Source organism: Hoylesella oralis ATCC 33269 (assembly GCF_000185145.2).
Classification (GTDB): Bacteria; Bacteroidota; Bacteroidia; order Bacteroidales; family Bacteroidaceae; genus Prevotella; species Prevotella phocaeensis.
This window is the reverse complement of sequence record NZ_GL833119.1, coordinates 767057-789452: the sequence shown is the minus strand read 5'-3', so window position 1 is coordinate 789452 and position 22396 is coordinate 767057. Positions and strand designations below refer to the sequence as shown.

Annotated in this window: 16 protein-coding genes; 3 read left to right on the top strand and 13 right to left on the bottom strand. The window is 42.3% G+C overall.

The window, feature by feature from the left end; translation table 11 throughout:
* Positions 1-10: 10 nt before the first annotated feature.
* The gene (locus tag HMPREF0663_RS05865; protein ID WP_004369383.1) at positions 11-3193 is read right to left on the bottom strand and encodes a SusC/RagA family TonB-linked outer membrane protein; all 3183 of its coding nucleotides are present in this window, start codon (positions 3191-3193) and stop codon (positions 11-13) included.
* A gap of 351 nt (positions 3194-3544) precedes the next feature.
* Here HMPREF0663_RS05865 and HMPREF0663_RS05860 point away from each other — a divergent pair, with 351 nt between their 5' ends.
* Entirely contained in the window at positions 3545-4852 is a 1308-nt protein-coding gene (locus HMPREF0663_RS05860; RefSeq protein WP_036875646.1) for a UDP-N-acetylmuramoyl-tripeptide--D-alanyl-D-alanine ligase, read from the top strand.
* Between the two features lie 276 nt (positions 4853-5128).
* Here the strand turns inward: HMPREF0663_RS05860 and HMPREF0663_RS05855 are convergent, their stop codons facing one another.
* The 6 genes from HMPREF0663_RS05855 to HMPREF0663_RS05835 form a co-directional block, all read right to left on the bottom strand.
* On the bottom strand, positions 5129-6025 hold the full coding sequence (locus HMPREF0663_RS05855) for a ComEA family DNA-binding protein (RefSeq protein ID WP_004369381.1): 897 nt from the start codon (positions 6023-6025) through the stop codon (positions 5129-5131).
* Between the two features lie 81 nt (positions 6026-6106).
* On the bottom strand, positions 6107-7465 hold the full coding sequence (locus tag HMPREF0663_RS05850; protein ID WP_004369380.1) for a sodium-dependent transporter: 1359 nt from the start codon (positions 7463-7465) through the stop codon (positions 6107-6109).
* Positions 7466-7594: 129 nt separating this feature from the next.
* Complete coding sequence (locus HMPREF0663_RS05845; RefSeq protein WP_004369379.1) at positions 7595-8095, bottom strand: CYTH domain-containing protein; 501 nt, start codon at positions 8093-8095, stop codon at positions 7595-7597.
* The gene (locus tag HMPREF0663_RS12050) at positions 8096-8233 is read right to left on the bottom strand and encodes a hypothetical protein (protein WP_004369378.1); all 138 of its coding nucleotides are present in this window, start codon (positions 8231-8233) and stop codon (positions 8096-8098) included. It lies immediately after the preceding gene.
* A 37-nt stretch (positions 8234-8270) separates the two neighbouring features.
* A complete protein-coding gene (gene prfB / locus HMPREF0663_RS05840) occupies positions 8271-9392 on the bottom strand; it encodes a peptide chain release factor 2 (RefSeq protein WP_004369377.1) in 1122 nt (373 codons plus the stop codon).
* Between the two features lie 31 nt (positions 9393-9423).
* Positions 9424-11232: an AMP-dependent synthetase/ligase gene (locus HMPREF0663_RS05835; RefSeq protein ID WP_004369376.1), complete on the bottom strand. Its 1809-nt coding sequence runs from the start codon at positions 11230-11232 to the stop codon at positions 9424-9426.
* A 246-nt stretch (positions 11233-11478) separates the two neighbouring features.
* Between HMPREF0663_RS05835 and HMPREF0663_RS05830 the strand changes: the two genes are divergently transcribed.
* Entirely contained in the window at positions 11479-12543 is a 1065-nt protein-coding gene (locus HMPREF0663_RS05830) for a M20 family metallo-hydrolase (RefSeq protein WP_004369375.1), read from the top strand.
* Between the two features lie 391 nt (positions 12544-12934).
* On the opposite strand, the gene HMPREF0663_RS05825 is transcribed toward HMPREF0663_RS05830, so the two are convergent.
* The 4 genes from HMPREF0663_RS05825 to dut all read right to left on the bottom strand — a co-directional run bounded on the left by HMPREF0663_RS05825 (position 12935) and on the right by dut (position 17686).
* Positions 12935-14521, bottom strand: a complete 1587-nt coding sequence (locus tag HMPREF0663_RS05825) for a peptidoglycan DD-metalloendopeptidase family protein (protein ID WP_004369374.1) — start codon at positions 14519-14521, stop codon at positions 12935-12937.
* Entirely contained in the window at positions 14522-15418 is an 897-nt protein-coding gene (lolB1, locus tag HMPREF0663_RS05820; RefSeq protein WP_004369372.1) for a lipoprotein insertase outer membrane protein LolB1, read from the bottom strand.
* A gap of 18 nt (positions 15419-15436) precedes the next feature.
* Complete coding sequence (locus tag HMPREF0663_RS05815) at positions 15437-17173, bottom strand: tetratricopeptide repeat protein (protein ID WP_004369370.1); 1737 nt, start codon at positions 17171-17173, stop codon at positions 15437-15439.
* A gap of 75 nt (positions 17174-17248) precedes the next feature.
* The gene (dut, locus tag HMPREF0663_RS05810; protein ID WP_004369368.1) at positions 17249-17686 is read right to left on the bottom strand and encodes a dUTP diphosphatase; all 438 of its coding nucleotides are present in this window, start codon (positions 17684-17686) and stop codon (positions 17249-17251) included.
* 102 nt (positions 17687-17788) lie between these two features.
* On the opposite strand from dut, the gene dgt reads away from it, so the two are divergent.
* Positions 17789-19129, top strand: coding sequence for a dGTP triphosphohydrolase (dgt, locus tag HMPREF0663_RS05805; RefSeq protein WP_004369366.1), 1341 nt, complete (start codon positions 17789-17791; stop codon positions 19127-19129).
* Positions 19130-19746: 617 nt separating this feature from the next.
* Here dgt and HMPREF0663_RS05800 read toward each other — a convergent pair.
* Complete coding sequence (locus HMPREF0663_RS05800; protein ID WP_004369365.1) at positions 19747-21876, bottom strand: peptidase domain-containing ABC transporter; 2130 nt, start codon at positions 21874-21876, stop codon at positions 19747-19749.
* On the bottom strand, positions 21801-22358 hold the full coding sequence (locus HMPREF0663_RS05795; RefSeq protein WP_004369362.1) for a hypothetical protein: 558 nt from the start codon (positions 22356-22358) through the stop codon (positions 21801-21803). The genes HMPREF0663_RS05800 and HMPREF0663_RS05795 overlap by 76 nt, the downstream gene beginning before the upstream one ends.
* Between the last annotated feature and the right edge of the window lie 38 nt (positions 22359-22396).

Genomic DNA, 22396 nt, shown 5'->3' with positions numbered 1-22396 from the left:
ATGACGCTAATTAAAATTTAACCTGAACATTGAAACCGAACTTCCTTGAAGACGGATTTGCAGAGAATTCGCCGAAATTACCCCTAATATCGTTACCGAAAGAACTGGTTTCAGGATCGATAAAGGTATTGTCCGACGGTGTCCAGCAAAGAAGATTTGAACCGAACAGCGACAGCCTTACACTGGTAAGGAATGTGTTTGCAAGCCAACTTCTGGGAATATCCCACGACAAAGACACATTACGAAGTTTGACAAACGATTTGCTGATCAGCCATGCACTGTTCATCTGATCGCCGCCGGCATTCCAATAATCATCCATATCAGCTTGTGATATCGGCGTCGTATTCTCAACATAGGTTACATTCCCGCTGGCATCTGTCGACGCATTTACCGAGTTCGGCACGATGAATGTGTGACGTTGATTGTACGTAGTCTGTATGGCATTGCCCACAAAGTAGTTGATACTCTTCGTACGAGAGTACATCAAACCGCCCTGACGGATATCGAACACGAAGCCGAGCGATACATTCTTATAACGAAGATTTGTAGAAATACCTAAGGTGTACTTATTATTCATAGAACCTATAACCTCCTGCGACGACTTCGCAACAGGCAATCCGGTATTCGCATCCACCACGATATGCCCTTCTGGATCGCGTTCTGGCACCTGTGCAAGGAACTGCCCAAGCTCCATTCCGGTAATTGCATACAAGCTGGCTCCACCGCTAATTCCTTCTATAGAGGACTTACCGCCAAGGCTTTCAGGCAAACTGATTACCTTACTTTTATTCTTTGTAAAGTTAAAACTTGTCGTCCAATCGAAATCTTTCGTAACAATAGGCTTAACAGTCAGCAGTGCCTCGATGCCTTGGTTACGTATCTTACCTAAGTTCATATTCTGATATGTGTACCCTGTTGCGGGATCGGAAGCCAATTGGAATATCTGTTTATCGGAATTACGATTATAGTAATCCACATCAAGATTAATACGATTATTCAAAAAGGCGATATTTAAACCGACCTCGAACTCGGTGGTTATCTCCGGTTGCAGGGTGTTACTTCCCAAGACATTGCCTACAGAATACGCATTAACTCCATTCAACGGGAACTTTACTTCGCCCCATCCGGTGGCATTGGCCGTTGCTAAAGAGTAATAAGGATCTACCATATAGACGTCTGCATCATTACCTGTCTGGCCCCATGCCAAACGAACTTTTCCGAAACTGAACCAAGATTTCGTACTTTCATCGAACAGTTGAGAGAATAACCAGCTGCCTGTAACGCCCGGATAGAAGAAAGATCGGTTGGCTTTAGGTAATGTAGAAGACCAATCGTTACGTGCCATACCGGTAATAAATACCATATCTTTCCACGCAAAATCGACTTCTCCGTAAAGTCCATAGCTACGCTGACGGGTTGAATAGGTATTTGTAGTCGGCGTATCTGCCGAATTACTGAGGTTATACCAAGTAGGTATCGTGAGATTAGTTACCTGTGAATAGAGGTGATGATACTTGCGTTCCGAATAATTAAGACCTATCAAAGCCGTGAGATTGATATCTTTTGTAATGTTCTGATTATAGTTTACCATAAAATCTTGGTTAATCTCGCGGCGACGGGCAATCGTTTCATTCACCTCGCCTGTAGCCTTATTGAACACTCCCAACACATCATTAGGAGTTCCAGAGAATAGAACTTTCATATTCGGGGTGGCATAATGACGCTCGCTGTTGGTAGCATCAAGACCGATACGATAGGTAGCTTTGAAGTATTTCAGGAATTCGTAATCTAATTGGAACTTACCGAAAATCTTCTCAGCTTTATAAGTAGACTGATAATTCTTCAATACATAATAAGGATTAGTCACGCCATAAGGAGTGAAATAATACCCGGGCTGATTAAACGGATCGGCCAGATCGGCCAATTCCACAATACTTATATCGCGCGGCAACTGGTAAATATCGTTAATCATACTCAATCCCTGACCGGTGGTAGAGAACTTGTTATTCTGCGAAGAATAGTTGACCGAAGCTCCGAAAGTAAGGTCCTTCACCTTACGAGTACCACGGAAAGAAAACGTGTACTTATCATAAATGTCTGCATTCGTAGGGAGAATGCCGTCTTCACTCGTCTGAGATAAAGAGAGAAAATACTCGCCCATCTCATTTGCATTATTGAGCGAAAGGCTGTTGTTATAACGCACACCGGTATCAAAGAAATCGCGTACATTATTTTTAATAGCCCTATACGACTTTAACTTCTGCGAATTATTATAGATTTGTCCATACAATTGCTGCGATCCATCGAAAGCTGGGCCCCATGAACCGTTCTCTATCTCGGTCTTTTCCGCATTCCAACCCATACCGAAATCATTCTGCATCTCCGGAAGACGACCGACCACAGACCATTGTACACCACCGTTATACTCAATACCAAGCCCCTTTTCGTGTCTTCGTCCGCTCTTAGTCGTAATCATAACAACTCCATTGGCGGCACGACTACCATAAAGAGCTGTCGCGGCAGCACCTTTCAAAATAGTCATACTTGCCACATCGTCAGGATTGACGGCACTGGCACCATTACCGAAATCGTATCCTGTGTTAAGTCCATCCGTACTTGTAACGGATCGGTTGTCCATAGGAACGCCATCAACCACGAACAATGGCTGGTTAGAACCCGATAAAGATGTGAAACCACGCACTACTATAGACTGAGAAGCACCCGGATCTCCCGCCGCTGCATTTACCTGTACGCCGGCTACCTGACCGGATATACTGCTGACAACATCTGCAGATCGCACCGCTGTAAGCTTATCACTCGACACCGTTGTGGCCGAATAACCGATGGCTTTCTCGGAACGTTTGATGCCTAAAGCCGTAACAACGACTTCATTCAGCGACTGATTATCCGGCTTAAGAACAACTTTCAGATTTGGTGCCACGGCCACCTCTTTGGGCACCATGCCCAAATAAGAAATGCGAAGTTTAGTGGCTCCTTGCGGAACAAGGAGTGAAAAACGTCCGTCGACATTCGTTGCCGTACCGGTCTTCGTACCGACAATTTGAACTGAAGCCCCTACAACGGGCGCTCCATCCTCTTGAGATACAACGGTACCTGTAACTTGTGTTTGCGCCATTACCGCTCCGAAATACGTAAAGAGGCAGACAAAAAGCATTGTTAATTTCCTTACCATAAAATCTCTCTCTTAATATTTTCACTTAAAATCATAAAATTTAACGGGTTCAAAGATAAGTATTATTTATCAAAAATGCAAGAAATAGTATAAAAATCTTCTAATTTAATATTATTTTTCCACAATAAGTATCATTTTTGATAAAAATATGCAATAAAAATAAGATTTACGCTTATGTTATCAAGACTTAAATTCTTTCTTCTCAAGACATATATTTTGGTTTCTTTAAAAATGATGCAACATTATTTAATTTATAGTATAAAAAGAAAATAAATTCATTTCGTTTATCCGGAAAATGATTACTTTTGCACACATAAGTCAATATTTTAACCAAAACAAAAAGACTGAATGATGGAAATTTCCAAGTTGTACGAACTCTATCTGAAGCATCCCCAAATAACAACAGACTCGCGTATATGTCCCAAAGACTCCATATTTATCGCACTGAGAGGTGAGAATTTCGACGGCAACAAATTTGCCGAAACGGCATTAGAAAAGGGATGTGCATACGCTATTGTGGATGAGCAGAAGTACCAAAAGCCCGATGACAGCCGCTATATTTTAGTAGATAACTGCCTAAAAACATATCAGCAACTTGCACGGGAACACAGGCGACGCTTCCACATCCCTATTATCGGCATCACCGGAACCAACGGGAAGACCACGACAAAGGAACTTGTATCGGCCGTACTTGGCAAAAAATACAGCGTACTCCATACAGATGGCAACTTTAACAACGATGTGGGCGTGCCAAAGACGTTGTTCCGACTGTCAGAAAAACATCAGATTGCCGTCATTGAAATGGGTGCCAGTCACAGGGGGGATATCAAGACATTGGTAGAAATCGTAGAACCTGATTACGGTATCATTACCAATGTGGGCAAGGCACACTTGCAGGGATTCGGCTCATTCGAGGGAGTTATCCGTACTAAAGGAGAACTTTACGACTATTTACGTGCCAAACAAGGGGGTAATAAGGTCTTCATCAATGCCGACAATCCTTACCTGATGAACATCTCGCAAGGGCTCACTTTAATTAAATATGGTAAGAGAGACGACTGCGAACTGTCAGTAAAAGGCGAGGTAACCGGCTGTTCTCCGTTCCTCGACTTCCGTTGGTACAACACACAGGCCGGCCATTGGAACGAGGTGCATACCCGTATGATCGGCGCTTACAATATCGACAACATGCTCGCAGCGGCCTGTATAGGACTGCATTTCGGAATATCAGAAGCAGACATAGATGAGGCTTTAAGCAAATATACCCCGAGCAACAACCGTTCGCAACTGACCGTTACAAACGACAATAAACTGATTGTAGACGCCTACAACGCCAATCCGACAAGCATGCATGCCGCCATCGAGAACTTCAAAGCCATGCATGTTTCGCCAAAGATAGCCATTTTGGGCGACATGCGCGAACTGGGTAACGCAAGCAAAGAGGAACATCAGCGCATTGCAGACGAGCTGAAAACTGCCGATTTCGACAATGTATGGCTCGTAGGCGAAGAGTTTTACAACACGAAGTCTGGCTTCCGAAAGTTCCACAACATAGAAGAAGTGAAAACAGCCCTACAAACCAATAAGCCTAAAGGCTGCTACATACTGATTAAAGGCAGCAACGGTCTTCATCTTTCGCAGCTTCCGGAACTGCTGTAAGCATCGGGCAAAAGGAGAATTTAAACAAACAACTCTATTCATAACCCCGCCTCGAAGAAGATAGGAGTACGTCGACGGCACGACATTTATAACCTATCAGTCACAAGCATATTACAAGTATTTATCTTAAACCGTCTGTTTAACCGCTGTAAATGATTTATCTAACACGGTTAAATGGCACACCTGTCTATCCTATATCGCCCTACTTACAAAATTACCGTTTATCGACAAACCTTTTTCTCCCCGCACAGAAAGACTGTAAAATTACGCTTTTCCTCAATACTCCACATAGTGCGATAGGCGTTCGATGTCTGTCTGTGTGAAATCTTTGAGCAGTTTAAGATCGTTAAGACTCGTAAGCGGGCCCTTCAAACGGCGGTAATCGGCGATTGCTTTGGCCTGATAAAAACTGATATACGGGTGACGTTTCAATTGATTAAGCGTAAGTTTGTTCACATTCAGCTTATGGATAGCGCCGCCAGACACTGTAAAATAAGCCAACGCCTCTTCGGGAAAGCCCTCTATCTCTTTCAGTTGATCCACACGATAGAAGCCTCCGAGCCGGTCGCGATACCATGCTATCTCGCGTGCATAGTATCTTCCTATGCCCGGAACCTTGCGAAGAGCAGCGGTATCTGCCGTGTTCAACGGCAATTTTTCATTGGCCTTCAGCTTTACGGGATACTGTATGGTATCGCGTTCCGGTACCCGTTCTTTGGCTGCAAGCAATGCAGCAGGCAGATAATCGGCACCGATATGGATATAAGGCTCCATGGCTTTGTACTGTTTTTGCGTAAGACCGTAAAGACGGGCAAAGTCTGTAGGGCGACGATACACCCCACCTGCCGCACGATATTTATAAATATTGCGTACCTGCCACGGTCTTAATCCCAGCTTGAGCAGTGCCGTACTGTCGGCTGTATTGGGATCGAAGGGGAATAGTTCTGCCTTCTGTCCGCCATCGATACGATAGGTAATGTGATCATGCTCATATTCTCCCGAAGACAGAGGGAGATGTGCCACCGCCAGACTGTCTTCACAAGTGAGTTCGGTGGTACGGTTATCGCCTCCGACATAAAAGAATAAGCCGGAAACTACTGTTACCGATACCAACAAGAATAGAATAACTTTACGGTCGGACTTGGTAAAATAGAAAAATTCTTTTAGTAACATGGCTATATATAATTAAGGTGTAAGAGGATAGCAGACAGCATCTAACCAGTATGGCAAACACATCTGTTCCTGCAACACTGCTCAGATAACCCCGAACTGATGCAGGAATATCGCCAAAATGGCAATGGGGCAGATAAAGCGCACGGCAAACAAATAAACGCCGAACAGTGTGCTTCGAAGCGTTTGCCAATTGGTGAACTCGTCTTTTACCACCTGTTTAGGCACGAACCACCCAAGGAATATGCAGGTCAGCAGTCCGCCAACGGGAAGAAATATCTGCCCCGTAACAAAGTCGAACAGTTCGAACAGCGGTTTTCCTCCTATCTGCAAGCAGTTCAGTTTGCCGAGAGAAAGGGAACAGAAAATACCTATAATGCAGGTAAACACAGTAACCAAGAGGGCTCCTTTCTTCCTTGTGATGTGGAATTCCTCATAAAAAAACGCCGTACTTACCTCGTGTAGCGATATCAAAGAGGTAAGCGCCGCCAACGAAAGCAAGGAGTAAAACATCAAGGCAACCACCCAACCAACGGCAGGCATACCTGCAAACGCCTGATTGAATACGTTGGGCAGTGTGATAAAGATAAGAGAAGGCCCGCTATCCGGATTTATACCCACGGAAAACGCAGCAGGGAATATCATCAGACCGGCAAGAATGGCCACCAAGGTATCGATGACAGCAACCTGAACAGCCGACTTCAGCAAATTCGTCTGTCGGCTGTAATAGGAAGCATAAGTACATATACAGCCCATGCCAATGCTGAGCGAATAGAACGATTGCCCCAGTGCGCCGAGGAACACATTACTGTCGACCTTGGAAAATTGCGGTTTAAACAAGAAAGAGATACCTTTTTCTGCCTCCGGGAGCAGGCACGAAGCAACTACAATGACCAATAAAAGTACGAAAAGCGTAGGCATCAGCAGCTTCGAAGCCCGCTCTATGCCGCCGCGCACACCATGAATAATAACATAATGAGTAAGCAGCAACATCGCTACAGTCCAAAATATCGGACGTAAAGGGTTCTCTGAAAAACTTTGGAAATAATGTGTAATGAAATCAGGATTGCCTTTCAGCTCACCCATTACCGAAGCATAAATATATTGCAGGCACCAACCGGCAACCACGGCATAATAGCCTGTAATGAGAAAACCGGTAAGCACGCCCATATAGCCCACCCATTTCCACGGCGTACCATTGGCTAATTTAGCGTAAGCACGTGCCGTGTTCGAGGCTCCGTGGCGCCCGATAATAAACTCGGACACCATGCACGGAATGCCCAAAAGCAACACGCAGCCTATATATAAGAGTATGAAAACGGCGCCGCCATTCTGTCCTGTCATGTAAGGAAAGCGCCATACGTTGCCTAAACCTACTGCCGAACCCGCCGTGGCAAGTATGATACCGAGCTTAGTCCCGAAGCTTCCTCTTTCTGTTTGCATGATAATATGTCAATAGAATATCGGGTGCAAAAGTATAAAAAATAATTCTATTTTATATACATACCACAACTAAATACGCAGTTATAGTACTAAACAAGAACCAAATGATATCGAAATCGCAGTTTTTCCTTACCGATATTCTTCCGGTAAGGTACCTTTCCAAAGATTGAAAGGATAACGAAGCAGGTGAGAATTATAAAAACGTCGGTCGCCGGTGACTTCTCTACCGATGAAATCGGGCTTTTCGTAAGACTCATCCTCACGCTCTAATTCTACTTCCGCTATGACAAGTCCCTCGTTGTCGCCGTAAAATTCATCGACTTCGAATACATGTTCGCCGCTTTTCACCAAATAACGTCGCTTGTCGATGACGCCTCCTTTACATAATTCCAATAAGTGTAAGGCTTCTTCGGGCGTAATTTCTTTTTCGAATTCGTAACGCGTTATACCGCCGTTTACGGATTTTCCCTTAATCGTCAGATAGGCCTTATCGTCACGCGTGCGCACTCTAACCGTGGCACCATCGGCAGCTATATAGCCCTGACGGATATGACTGCTCGAAAAGGCTGCATATTTATATGCATCGCCCTTACGCACCAAGAACTTTCGCTCTATCTCCCATCCGCTCATTTACGTCAACATAAAACAGATCATAAATACAACTGCAAGAATTACCAATACGCCAAAAATCCAATGAATCACTTTCTTGGCCTGCCGTTCTTGCTTGGCTTGACGGGCTGCACGATTGATTTTGCTCTTTTCACTCATAGCTCTATGATTTTAAAATTATAAAGGTTTTATTGATTTATTGCTCGTCATTAACGGGAAACTCCATAAGATAAGCCTTGATAAAGTCGTCTATTTTACCGTCCATTACACCATCTACGTCCGATGTCTGGTAATTCGTGCGATGATCTTTCACGCGCCTGTCATCAAAAACATAACTTCTTATCTGGCTTCCCCATTCAATCTTCTTCTTTCCGGCCTCTATTTTAGCCTGCTCTTCCAAGCGTTTTTTCATGGCACGATCGTAAAGTTGCGACTTTAGAAGTAACATTGCCTTGGCACGGTTCTTGGGTTGATCGCGGGTTTCGGTATTCTCTATCAGTATTTCTTCTTCCTCCCCCGTGTCCGGGTCCTGATACATATAGCGCAAACGCACACCGGATTCCACCTTATTAACGTTCTGTCCGCCGGCTCCACCCGACCTGAAAGTGTCCCAAGACACACGGGCCGGATCAACGAAAACCTCTATCGAATCGTCTACAAGCGGCGAAACGAACACACTGGCAAAGCTTGTCATGCGCTTACCTTGCGCATTGAATGGCGACACACGTACCAAACGATGCACGCCATTCTCGCTTTTAAGGAAGCCATAGGCATACTCTCCGCCCTCTATTTCCATAGTAACGCTCTTGATACCTGCCTCATCTCCCTCCTGCAGATTGCTGATGGAAACCTTATAGCCGTGAGCTTCAGCCCAACGCATATACATACGCATAAGCATTTGAGCCCAGTCCTGACTCTCCGTCCCGCCTGCTCCACTGTTGATTTTCAGTACGCATTCCATCGGATCTTCCTGCTGACGGAGCATGTTCTTCAGCTCTAAATCTTCGATAGCTTTAATAGCTTTCGCATAATCAGCATCCACCTCTTCCTCACTGACCATATCATCATGATAGAAATCAAAGGCAAGTTGCAGCTCATCAGCATACTGACGTACCTCTTTATAGCCCTTGATCCACTTCTCAATACCCTTGACCAGTTTCATTTGTTCTTGCGCACGTTGCGGATCTTCCCAAAAATCAGGAGCCTGAGTTCGCAACTGTTCCTCTTCGAACTCTACCATCTTTCGGTCTATATCGAGATATCTGTGCAGGGCATCTGCACGTTCTAACACGTCTTTCAGCTGATCTGCTGTTATCATTCCTTATCTGTTTTCCTGAGAGAGCGGCAGCCTACTCTTCATACATTTTCTCTATTTCCTTATTAAAATTTTTATATATGACCGTTCGTTTGAGCTTTAGCGTATTTGTAAGCTCCCCCGATTCCATCGAAAAGTGGTGTGCAAGAAGCGTAAAGCGTTTGATTTGCTCGTAAGAAGCCAACGGCTGTTGCAACGTATCGATACGGGTTTTGATCATATCATAAACTTGTTGGTTCGCACAAAGGTCTTCACGTGTCTCGAAGGGGATACGATGTTCGCGCGCAAACTCCTCGAGTAACGGAAATTCAGGTACCACCAATGCCGACACGAACTTACGTCTATCTGCCACGACCGCAACCTGATCAATAAACTTATCTACCAAGAGCATGGCTTCCACCTGCTGCGGAGCGATGTATTTTCCGTTACTCGTCTTGAACAAATCTTTAATACGATCTTTCAAGAACAACTCTCCGTTCTTGATATACCCCGCATCTCCCGTATGAAAATAGCCGTCTTTATCGAATACTTTTAGGTTAACGGCATCACGATGATAATACCCGGGGGTGATGGTTGGGCCTTTCAGCAAGATTTCTCCGTTATCCGATATCTTCACTTCAACACCTTCAATAATCCTACCCACAGAGCCTACCGTAAACGGTTTGCCTGCATGATCGCACGACACTGTGGCCAAACTCTCGGTAAGGCCATAGCCTACGATCATATTCAGCCCGATGGAATGCACGAATTCTTCGATTTCGGGCGACACGGTAGCACCGGCGGTCGGGAATATATTGGGCTTTTCGAGTCCGAGCTGTTTACGGACAATGCTCAAAATAGACCTGTTCAACACCTTATATTCAAGCATCAAAGGCAACGGAGGACGCTTTCCTTTACTCAAATAGTCTATATTATGCCGCTTTCCAACGGCCAAAGCATGGTAGAAAAGTTTCTGTTGAACGCTGCCGGAACGGTCCATTCGGTCTTTTACAGCAATATAAACCTTCTCCCAGAAGCGCGGTACACTCGACATACTTGTAGGGTGTGTTTCCCGCATAGACTGTTGTATCTCCTTTGGATAGGTATTCACGATGAGCTGTGCACCCTCTGAAAGAGCAAGATACGACCAAGCCCGTTCGAATATATGGGTAAAAGGCAAGAAATTGATTACCCGATCTTTCTCGCTAACCGGCACACATTTATCGTTTGCATCGAGCCCTGCGCGGTATTGCCCATAGGTGAGAACCACTCCTTTGCTCTCTCCGGTGGTGCCACTCGTATAAAGTATGTTGCAAATATCTTTATCGTTAGCCTGACGATAGAGGTTTTCAACCTCGGCCTGCCGTGGAAAATTCTCGCCTAAAGCAATGAAATCTTCGAAATACAATGCGTTGGGATCGTGAGTACTGATACGTACACTCGGATCGAAAATAATAATACGTTCCAACGAGGAGCATAGTGCAAATATGCGATGTGCCTTATCATACTGTTCTTGTTCGCCCACAAAAAGGAAACGAACATTAGCATCATTCAAGACATATTGTATTTGTTGCTCGCTACTTGTGGCATAGAAAGGCACCGAGGCGGCCCTTATACCGTAGGCACCGAAGTCTGTATAAAGATACTGTATGCAGTTTTGCGAAAACACGGCAATATTCTCCTGCGGCTTGACGCCAAGGTTGAGCATGGCATTCGACACTTGTTTCACCCGAAGAGAGAACTGATTCCACGACACAGTCTTCCACTTAAGGCTTCCGAAGTTCCTGAACGTGATGGCATCACGCATACCATATTTCTTTGCCTGTTCATGAATGAGCACCGAAAGATGACATTTTGTCTGCATAAGTTTATCCTTTTATTGATGCAAAGATAAGCTAATTTGGCAGAAACACAAAATTACTGCTTTCTTTTTTTCGCTATTCTTGCGTTTATAAACGTATTTATAAAGAAGAACGGACGGGGGCCCTGCACATACCGATTTAACGGGAAAACAGCAATAAAAGTATCTTTTTGTTCTATTTTAAGCCCAAATTATAAAAATAGAACGAATTGTATTCTTTTAATTGGATTATATACTTATCTTTGTAACATGATGAAATATCAGGAATATACAGACGATGCAGTGGCACTGCTCAAGGCTCTTATAGCCACTCCGTCCGTCAGCCGGCAGGAAGAAAAGGCGGCAGAAGTGCTGGCGGAAGCTATCCGTAGTTACGGTTTCAGCCACAAACGCGAGGGCAACAACGTATGGATAACCGATCCGAACTTCGATACAATGCGCCCAACGCTGCTGCTCAATGCACATATAGATACGGTGAAACCGGTAAATTCGTGGACTCGAGAGCCGTTTGTCCCCACGATCGAAGGCGACAGGCTGTATGGTTTGGGCAGCAACGACTGCGGGGGAGGGCTGGTATCTTTACTTCAGACGTTCAGATTTTTGACATCCAAGCCCCAAAGATATAACGTTATTTACCTTGCTTCGGCCGAAGAAGAAGTATCAGGAATTAATGGTATCAGCCGTGTATTGCCTTTCGTGCCGCTTATAAGTACTGCCTTGGTGGGCGAACCCACAGGCATGCAACCGGCAGTTGCCGAAAAAGGACTGATGGTGCTCGATATTATCGCCCGCGGCAAGAGCGGCCATGCAGCACGGGGCGAAGGAGTGAATGCCATCTATGAGGCGCTCGAAGACCTTGAATGGCTGCACAGTTATCGCTTCAGCAAGGTTAGCGACTTCTTAGGGCTCACGCAGATGAACGTTACCATGATCAATGCGGGCACACAACACAACGTAGTACCCGATACATGCACTATGGTTGTAGACGTTAGAACCAACGAATGTTATACCAATCGAGAGGTGTACGAGATTATAAAGAGCCATCTGAAGAGCGAAGTCAGTGCACGTTCGCTCCGTTTAAGTCCGTCTTGCATCGACACACATCATCCGCTTATCCGCAAGGCAGTATCTATGGGCATGCAACCTTTCGGCTCTCCCACCCTCAGTGATCAGGCCTTAATGCCCTTCCCATCGTTTAAACTTGGTCCGGGCGAGTCGTCGAGGTCACATTCAGCTGACGAATATATCAAAATAAGCGAGATTTCGACGGCGATAGACACGTATATAAAACTACTCGACGGTGCCGAATTGTAAAGCTATCTGCCGCTTCTGTCTTTCACTTTTTGTCCACTCGTTCATAGCGTTTATAAGGAGTGGCTTCGATAAACAGTACACCTAACGCCAACAAGCTATAGGCCTACGTAGCATAAGCCATAGGTCTATCGAAGTATTTTAAACCAAACAAATATTTTATAAGGAGGATTTAAATAAACCAAATTCTTATAGTTCATATCTCGGAAATTATCACCTCTCTTTTTGTTTTCTCTGTTTAAATATTATTCCCCTTACAAAAAAGAGTGCAAAAGAAACTTTATTGCCCGAATATTGCATAAGAAAAAATAAAGAAAAGGAAACTGCTTCCGCCTGTTGCCCCCCTATTCCATTACCTTAAAGGATAAGAGCGGCAGAAGAAGTAAGTAGCTCTTCATCGCCCGAGCCATACTTCAGGATTCAGTTTAGCGGTTTCTCTGCGCAACTGAAACTGCAAGATGTTATCGGCACCCACGGCACCAAGCACCTGTCGGGTGGACACCTTTTGCCCACGACTGACGCTCACGGAGCGCAAGTTGCAGTATACAGAGATGTAAGCACCATGACGTACCATGACTACCATTGATCCGCTGTAGCCGAAAACGGCACTAACTTCGCCATCGTATATAGAACGTGCTTGGCATCCGGCGCCTCCCAAGATGTTAATTCCCTTATTGTCAAGCGTTACGTTTTTCAATCCTTCTACGTTATATTGCCCATAATGGCTCACTATACGGTAGCTTCCGGTGATCGGCATGGGCAGTCTGCCTCGGTTAGCCTCAAAACCTCCGCTCATCATACGGTCTGCCGAACTCATCCGTCGGGCATCTTCTACGTTTTTACGGGCCGCAGCTATCTCCTTTTTGTTACGGCTATCTTCTGCCGCGGCCTTACGTTCTACAGCTATACGTGCGGCCTCCGCTTCTCTTGCAGCTTGTGCAGTACGCTCACGACGAGCCTTATCATTGGCTTCATTTGCCGCACGTGCTTCCTCTTTCAACCGTGCCTCACGTGCTTTGGCCTCAGCTATTTTCCGTGCATTTTCACGGGCTTCGGCCTCTGCAGCAGCCTTACGGCGGGCCAATTCTTCGGCTTTACGCTTGGCAGCGGCGGCAGCTTCGGCCTTACGTTTGGCCTCCGCAATGGCACGGACACGGGCTTTTTCCACTTCTATAGCCACCAGCCGATCGATTTGAGCATTAAGGGCAGCATCTTTTTTCCGTTGCTCTGCAATAACTTTCTGTATCGTCTTCTGCTGCTTCTGCAACGTATTTACCACGTTTTGTTGTTCGGTTTGCTGTCCTTGAAGCGCAGTCCGTTCTTTTCGTCCTTGGTAAAGCAGATTATTCTTCTGCCCCTTTACGGCCTGCAATTGTCGGTGTTTGTCGGTAATTTGCGCCTGTTTATTCTTCACGATCTCGCCCTGTACCTTCTGATAAGCCGCATATTCTTTCACAAAACGTAACCTCCGATACATTTGGGCAAGGTCTTTAGCAGAGAAAACAAACATCAGTTTATCCTGTACCTGCTGATGACGTGCCATGTAGCGCATGGATTTCACGTAATTGGCCTTGCGCTCTTCAAGCTGTTGTTCGAGTGTTTTAAGTTGAGTTTTAAGTATGTTGATATTACCGTTTATATGGTGTATTTCTTCTTCAATGCCCTCAATACTCTTCTGTCGCTCACTGATTTCGGTATTAAGCAGCATGAGATTTTGCAGTCTTTTCTTCACATCGGCCTGATTGGCACGCAATGCTTGTTCCTGTTGTCTTATCTTTTTCTGTATTTGTAAGCGCTGGTTTTGCAATCCTCTGATAGATGCATTGCTGTAAACTGCGGCAGACTTTGTTTTTTTAGGCGTTGTTTTCTTTCGGACAACAGCTGTTTTACGCACAACGGTTCTCTTTGTCGTATGCCTTTTCTGGGCAGACAAAGTAAAGGTAAACAACAATATTGTCCCTATAACTACACTTCTTCTCATTTACATGTTCAATATTTTACCAAGCACATCCTTTGCCTCAACCCTTTTATATTTATATGAAACGGCAGAATGAGCATCCCATTTGGCATCCGTACTCACATCACTCATAGAGATACTTATACGGGCTTTCTGCGTTGTTTTAGTAGCATCGGTAGAGAATTGGAACACTTGTTTTGCGGGAAAGAGCTTTACTCCCACGCTTCGGAAGTCGGAATAAGCCCAGTTGAGCGTAGAATTTCCGTGCTCGGCACTGGTGTATGTTACCGTTGTCTCATTAATTCGACCGGTATTCCTATCGGCATTCCATTGATATTTCATATTGCCATTCTGCAATGTAACAGGTATATTATCCCCCGAGGAGGCCAATTGAGCACTGAAACTCTTTAAGTCCGACTCCGATACCTTTTGCTTTCCGGGCAATAACAGCTGGTTCCAAAAAAGGGCTTGCAGACTGTAGAAGGTAAGTCCGTTATTGCGCAAAAAGTCCAATTGATTATAATCTGCCTTGATATACTCCTTGTGCAAACGATCGATAACGAGTACATAATCGGGCGTAAACTCCAATCTTCCGATCTCGCTTCCAAGCAATGGTATGAATAACTGCAAACGAATTACCTCGTCTTTACGCATGTGAACAGAACCGGGCACGGTAATATCTTTGCCTGCAGCCTGCAAATTAAACGACATATTGCCTACGATATTCTTGACATATATCTGATTATCGGACACTTTCTGCACAAAAGTGAGCTGTTGAACAGCAGCAGACTGTGCAGAAGGCATACTTTTTTGCGTGCTGCTCTTAGGTGTCTGATCGACCAACACTCTCTTTGAAACGCATGAAACCATCAGCAATGCAATTACTGAAAAGAATAATATTTTCGTTATCTTCATCCTCATAATTCAATTATTTTTAGTCTATTTCTTCTTATTCTCTACGGGAATATACTTTTTCAGTTTGATTTTACGCTGCAAAAGAGCACTGTCTCCTCCTGCTTTCACGGCCTCCTGCCAATACTGTAGTGCCTGTCGGGTATCTCCGTTCATAGCATATATGTCGCCCGCATGCTCTATCACAACCGCGTTCTTTACCGAATCGGTATCGTTTTGTATGGCTTGATCGATGTATATTTTGGCTTCGGCGTAGCGCTGCTCCATAAAAAGAATCCATGCATACGTATCGAGGAACGTCGAATTCTTAGGCTCCGACTTAATCGTTTTATAACTCATTTGTTCGGCTTTCTGTAGGTTTTCGCCTTCTTCACTGAGGTAATATGCGTAGTTGTTCAAGCAATAAATGTTGTCAGATTTCCATTGGAGGCAACTATCATATGCAGCAAAGGCCTCTACACGATTACCCTTCTGGTGCAAGATATCGCCCATCATTGCATAAAAATCACTGGCTATATCGGGATCACTCTGCGAATTGATCTCACTTACCCCCCGCCTGAATGCATCGAGTGCGGCATCTGAGTCGCCTTTCTGGAAGTAAGACCACCCCATGAAGTAATAGAAAGCCATCTCTTCCGGATTGTATTGCATGCCCGGTTTGCACAGATAGATGATCTTATCCCAATCTTTTTTATCCAAATACGAACGGATAAGTTGCATTCGGGCACCGGCATTGTCGGGAGAGATATCAAGAACATGCTGCAAAGCGCTGTCGACCATTGCCTGCGGCATCTTCTTCAACGTCATATAAGCAGCCTTTAAAGTTGCGATATCCGCATTGTGAACGTCGGCTGCCATTACCCTATCGAAAAGTTTCAGTATCTGTGTACTATCGCTAACGGTCTGATCCTCGTTATTTTTAATAACCTCCTGTAAAAGCAACATCTTAGTTTGAGAAGGAGTTTTCTTGCTCAACAGTATGGCATCACGCAACGTCTGTGCTTGTTCTTTAGTACCTACAGTGTTGTAATAATCGTAAAGCGATGTCTGTGCATACGAGTTATCGGGCTCTTCCTTCAAAGCACTTATAAATATCTTATAAGCCTCTTTCTCCCTTTTATTCTGCATGAGCCAATTACCAAGCATAATCCTATAGTTCAAATCATTAGGATGTGTGTCCGATAAGTTCTTCAAAGTCTTGTACGCCGCCTTGCTGTCACCCATCATTTCGTACACTCTCATCTTCGACAGGGTGATCTCCTCGCTGGTTCCTTCGGCCTGTTCGATCCGATTGATTGTATTCAACATATCCGAATAAGATTTCTTTTGTTGATACAATTGTACAAGGATATTGAGCACATCGGTACGTTCATGGTTCGCTGCATAAAGCCTCTCATAAGATAAAATGGCACGGTCGTAATCGCCCATACTGATATAATATTGAGCTACACGTTCCTGATAAGTCTCGTTAGTCGAGTCTAAAGCGGCGGCTCTCTCTATATTCTGCAGGGCAAGAGTATCTTTCTTCAGCTCGGTAAGATACATGGCAAGCATATAATATGCCTCGGCTGCAGTAGAATCAATCTCAAGACAATGGTTGAGAAGATCGTATGCGGCATCGAAATGACCGGCATTTTGTTGTCGCATAGCCTCAAGAAAGAAGTAATCGTAACGTTTCCTGTCATTCGGAGAAAGACGATTTACATCCGATTTTTTATCGGCATATCTGCCGTTCTCAAAAGCAAAAGAAGGAACAATCGCCATTGTTAACACAAATGCGACCGTAAAGAATGCAGTATATTTGGAAAAAATGTTCAACGTTATAATCGGGTTTTATTTCTATTTCACTCCTGTATGGCCGTAGCCACCGGCACCTCGTTCTGTCTCATCAAGTTCTTTTACTACTTCTAAGTCTGCTTGCTCATGGCGAGAAATAATCATTTGAGCGATACGTTCGCCATCGTTTATCACAAAATCATCCTGCGAAAAATTGATAAGCAGTACCATGATTTCACCACGATAATCGGCATCTATCGTCCCCGGAGTATTCAAAACGGTGATACCATGCTTAAGGGCAAGACCGCTACGAGGCCGCACTTGAGCCTCGAAACCTGCGGGAAGAGCCATGTAAAGGCCTGTCGGAATGAGCCTGCGCTCCATGGGCCGGAGAATTATCGGTGCTTCGATATTGGCACGCAGGTCCATTCCGGCACTCAGAGAGGTGGCATACTCCGGCAGCGGATGGTGCCCCTTGTTGATCAATTTTATTCTCACCATAATAAAATAAATATGGTGCAAAAATAACGAATTATCGGCATATAACTCAATTTTTACTATAGAAATGAAACTATTTATCTAAAATTACATTACTTTTGCGATATGAATTGGCAGTTACTTATATCGAATAAGCGCCTTGGACAGGAAATACGTCACGCTGAAAGGCACGATGATCGCTCCGAATTCAAACGGGATTACGACCGATTAATCTTCTCTGCGCCTTTCAGACGAATGCAAAACAAGACGCAGGTGTTCCCTCTTCCGGGCTCAGTCTTTGTACACAACCGCCTCACCCATAGCCTTGAGGTGGCCTCTGTGGGCATGTCTTTAGGCAATGATGTGGCCCAAAAACTGATAAAAACGAAATATCCGGAGTTAAAAAACACACGGTTCGAGGAGATCGGAACTATCGTCAGCGCAGCATGTTTGGCACACGACATGGGAAATCCCCCGTTCGGTCACAGCGGTGAAAAGGCCATCCAAACCTACTTTAGCGAGGGACGCGGCGCTTACCTCAAAGAGAAAGTGAGCGAAGACCTTTGGAACGACATCACTCATTTTGAAGGAAATGCCAACGCTTTCCGTCTTCTTACGCATCAATTCATAGGCAGAAGAACCGGTGGATTTGTCATGACGTACGCCACTCTTGCCAGTATAGTCAAATATCCCTTTGAATCCATACTTGCCGGAAGCCATGGAAAGTTCGGCTTCTTTGCCACAGAAAGAGACACATATCGCAAAATAGCCGATGAATTGGGCATAATTTGCAAGTCCAAACCTAACGAACCTTTGCGCTATGCCCGCCACCCGCTGGTCTTTTTGGTAGAAGCTGCCGACGATATATGCTACGAAATCATGGATATAGAAGACTCGCATAAGCTGAAAATTCTGTCGTTCCAAGAAACGGAGGACTTGCTTCTTGCTTTCTTCGACGACCAAACCAAGGAAGGTATCCTTAAGAGAATAAAGGAAGAGGGCGTAAGTGACGAAAATGAAAAGGTGGTATATATGCGTGCCTGTGTTATCGGAAAGCTCGAAAATGAATGCGTAAAAGTATTCGTAAACCACGAGAATGAAATTCTTAACGGCACCTTCGAAGACAGTCTAATCAAGCATATATCGCCGTTACAGCACGATGCCTACAAGCACTGCATCGAGGTCTCAAAACAAAAGATTTACCAAAGCAAACCGGTTCTCGATGTGGAATTAAGCGGTTACAAGATTATGGAAACGTTGATGGATACTCTTGTCGAGGCAGCTATAATGCCCGAAAGGTTTCACTCCAAACAGTTGATAAACCGCTTTAGCAGTCAATACGACATCAAAAGCAATGACTTAGAAACCCGCATAATGGCGGTTATAGACTACATAAGCGGCATGACAGACATCTATGCACTCGACATCTACCAAAAAATCAATGGCATTTCGTTGCCTATAGTGTAATTTGACAAGACGCTAAGAGCTCCCTCGGACGAAGTACATACCGGCTCGTCGATGAACTTACGGCACTATAATAACTCACCGAATAATGGGGGGGTATTGAAGATATTCCACCATTCCATCGACAATCTTACTTTCTTCAATCGCGATACGATTGCACATTGGCCAAAAACACCTCCTCTGGATGTACACATTATCATACATTCTTTTTTCTCCTTTCATATAGTGATAACGAAGGAAATCTTATAGAATACAGAATCAATATGATAAATATTGAAACAAAAAGAATGATAGTAATATTGCACAGACATGATTTCTATCGGCTTTATACCTACTCTTTAATTAGCATAAACATATTTTATATAGAAGATACAATTTAGATATATAAGGCGTATACCATTATAGTATGAAGAAAGAACAATATTTTCAGAATACTTGATATATGGAATTTTAATTATATTAATACCAAACTACCACATCTAAGAAATTTGTATTTAAATAACAACCTGATTTTTAAAAGAATAATGACAAAATGACAAACAATATACATTCTATGTTTTTCCATTTAAAAACGGTGTTATTTACTGCAATTCTCTTTATTTTATGTATATTTCCAAATACTAATTATTACTATATCTAAACTCTAAGTCGGAAATAGAAATTTCTTTTATATATCCATTTTGTATTAAATAAAAATGATCAAAATAATTAGAAAGATATTTCTGTTCATGGGAAATAACTATTATAAGTTTATGTTCTTTTATTTGTAAAAGAAATTCCATTGTTTTATTTTTCATTTTTGTATCCATTGCAGAGGTAGGTTCGTCCAATATATAGGCATAACTTTTCCTCAATAATAGACGTATTAAGGATACTAATTGTTTTTGTCCTCCAGATAATTTTATGCCACCTTCCCCTACAAAAGTATTGAAACCCTGTGGAAAATTATAGAAAAAATCACTTACTTTCATATCTTTACAAAAAGTAATAACTTCTTCTTGTTTTATATTACTATTACCTAATAACAGATTATCCATTAAAGTTCCGTTAAAGATAAAAGACTCTTGTGGTAATATTCCTATACATTCCCTCCATTTTTTCAATGAAATATCTCTTATATCAGTTTTATTATTGATTATAATTTCTCCGGAATTTGGAAAATAAAACTTTGCTAACAAACTACATAAAGTTGATTTACCACATCCATTATCACCCGTAATGTAATTTAAACTTCCTTTATAGAAAGTAATAGATATTTTTTTAAAAATGGCAGGTCCTCCCGGAAATGCAAATGAGACATTGGCAAAATGTATATTTTCAATTGAGAAGAGTTCATTTTTATTATTCTCTTTCTCTTTTTCTATTGATATAAATTCATACATACGTTCAAATGCAATTTTAGCTTCTTGTATCGGAATTGCATACATAGCAAGATTTATAGTAGACTGCATTGCATTTTCAATAAGCATCATTATGGCAAATAACATACCTATCTTCAATGTATCGTTTAGTATAAGTTTTACTCCAATTCCTATTAGAATAACGAATATGAAAGAATTGAGCGTCCCCATTTTTGCCGATAATTTTATCTGAACAGTATTCAATAATAAAATAGACTTTTGATAATTACTGAATAGTCGTTTGTTTAAAGAAGCAAAATGATCTTCTCCAGATAAAACCTTTATTGTATCTAAACCTGTTAAACTATGTATAAAATTAGTATTGTAGTTTGCCCTTTCCACCATTACGCTCCTTTGTCTCTTTACAATTTTCTTTTTATAAATTAAAAGGAGGAAAAAGAGAAGCGGTAAAATTACCAGCATAAGCCAACCTATTAATTTCGAATAATAGAATAAAGTAATTAATGCGACAATACTTATTAGCACATCACTGATAACATTATTAATAATTTCTTTTATAACAGACTGTATTCGTAATGTATCATTTAGCCGCGTGGTCATATCTCCAATACTTCTCGTGGCGTAAAATATTTTAGGAAGTTTCAGTAAATGATTATAGAATTTTTCTATGAGACGTTTGGAAAAATTTATTCCTTGCAAAGTTATAATGTATTGTCTTATAGAATCAAAAGCAACCCTAAATAAAAGAATAAATAGGAAAGTAGACAATCCAAGTATGGCAAAAGAAAAATCAGATTTTGGAATAATATCATCTATTAGCTTTTGTGAAAATACAGCAACGGCAATACTCAGTGTAGAGATAAGAAATCCTAATAGTACCGCAATAGAAATAAAGCTAAAATCGTCTTTAAGTAAATTATAAAAGAAAATCAGTGGACGATTATTTAAATTTGTATTAAATATGTATGTAGTACCTTTATTAACATCTAAACATGTATGTGTTTTCCATATTTTTTCTAAATCAGAGCAAGAATAGCGGTCGACTCCTATCGCTGGGTCTGCTATAATAAATTTATTTCCATCATAACCGAAAAAGACGACAAAGTGTTCAACTGAATGAATATTTACATGTAGTATTGTTGGATTTCTTTTCTTTTTTAATATTTCTATATCTATCTGTTGTCCTTCTACATCAAATCCAAATTCTTGTGCAGCCTGATATATACCGAGTAAAGTTGTACCATAGATACTAGTACCACAACGCCTTCTAATATGATCTATACTACAATATCCTCCAAAATATCTTACAATCATCAAAAGACACGCGGCCCCACAGTCTGTTTCATCCTGTTGACGAACAAATATCTTTTTAATTTGATGTATTTCCATTTTTTAATAAATAGTTGCTTAATATTCATTAATCTACCTGTAAGTCTTTGAATAAATCTTCTTTCATTATTGAAAATAAGGCATGTAGGTTGCTTGATTATATCAAATTGAATGTAGAAATCAAGCTTTTCATCTGCAATGAATCTGAACTCAGAAATATTAAGTTGATATTTGTCAGAAAACTTATATAATTCTTTTTCCGATACATCTGAAAAGATAAATACATGGTATCGGTTTATAATTTTTTCCTTATTCAAACTTAAAAATGCCATTTCTTTTTGACATTCTTCACATTCTGGATTTACGAATAATAACAAATAGTCTTTTATGTTATCGTCGATTTTATATGAAAGGCATATTCTTTTTAGAATTTCGGACATTTTACGCTCTTCCGTTTTTTTACTTTTTACCAACATCATTCCTATAATAAAAATAGAAATAGATAATACGGTAAGAATTATAATTGCATACTTTTTTTCCATTTTATTTTTGAATAAAAAGGAGGGCCGTGTATAACAGC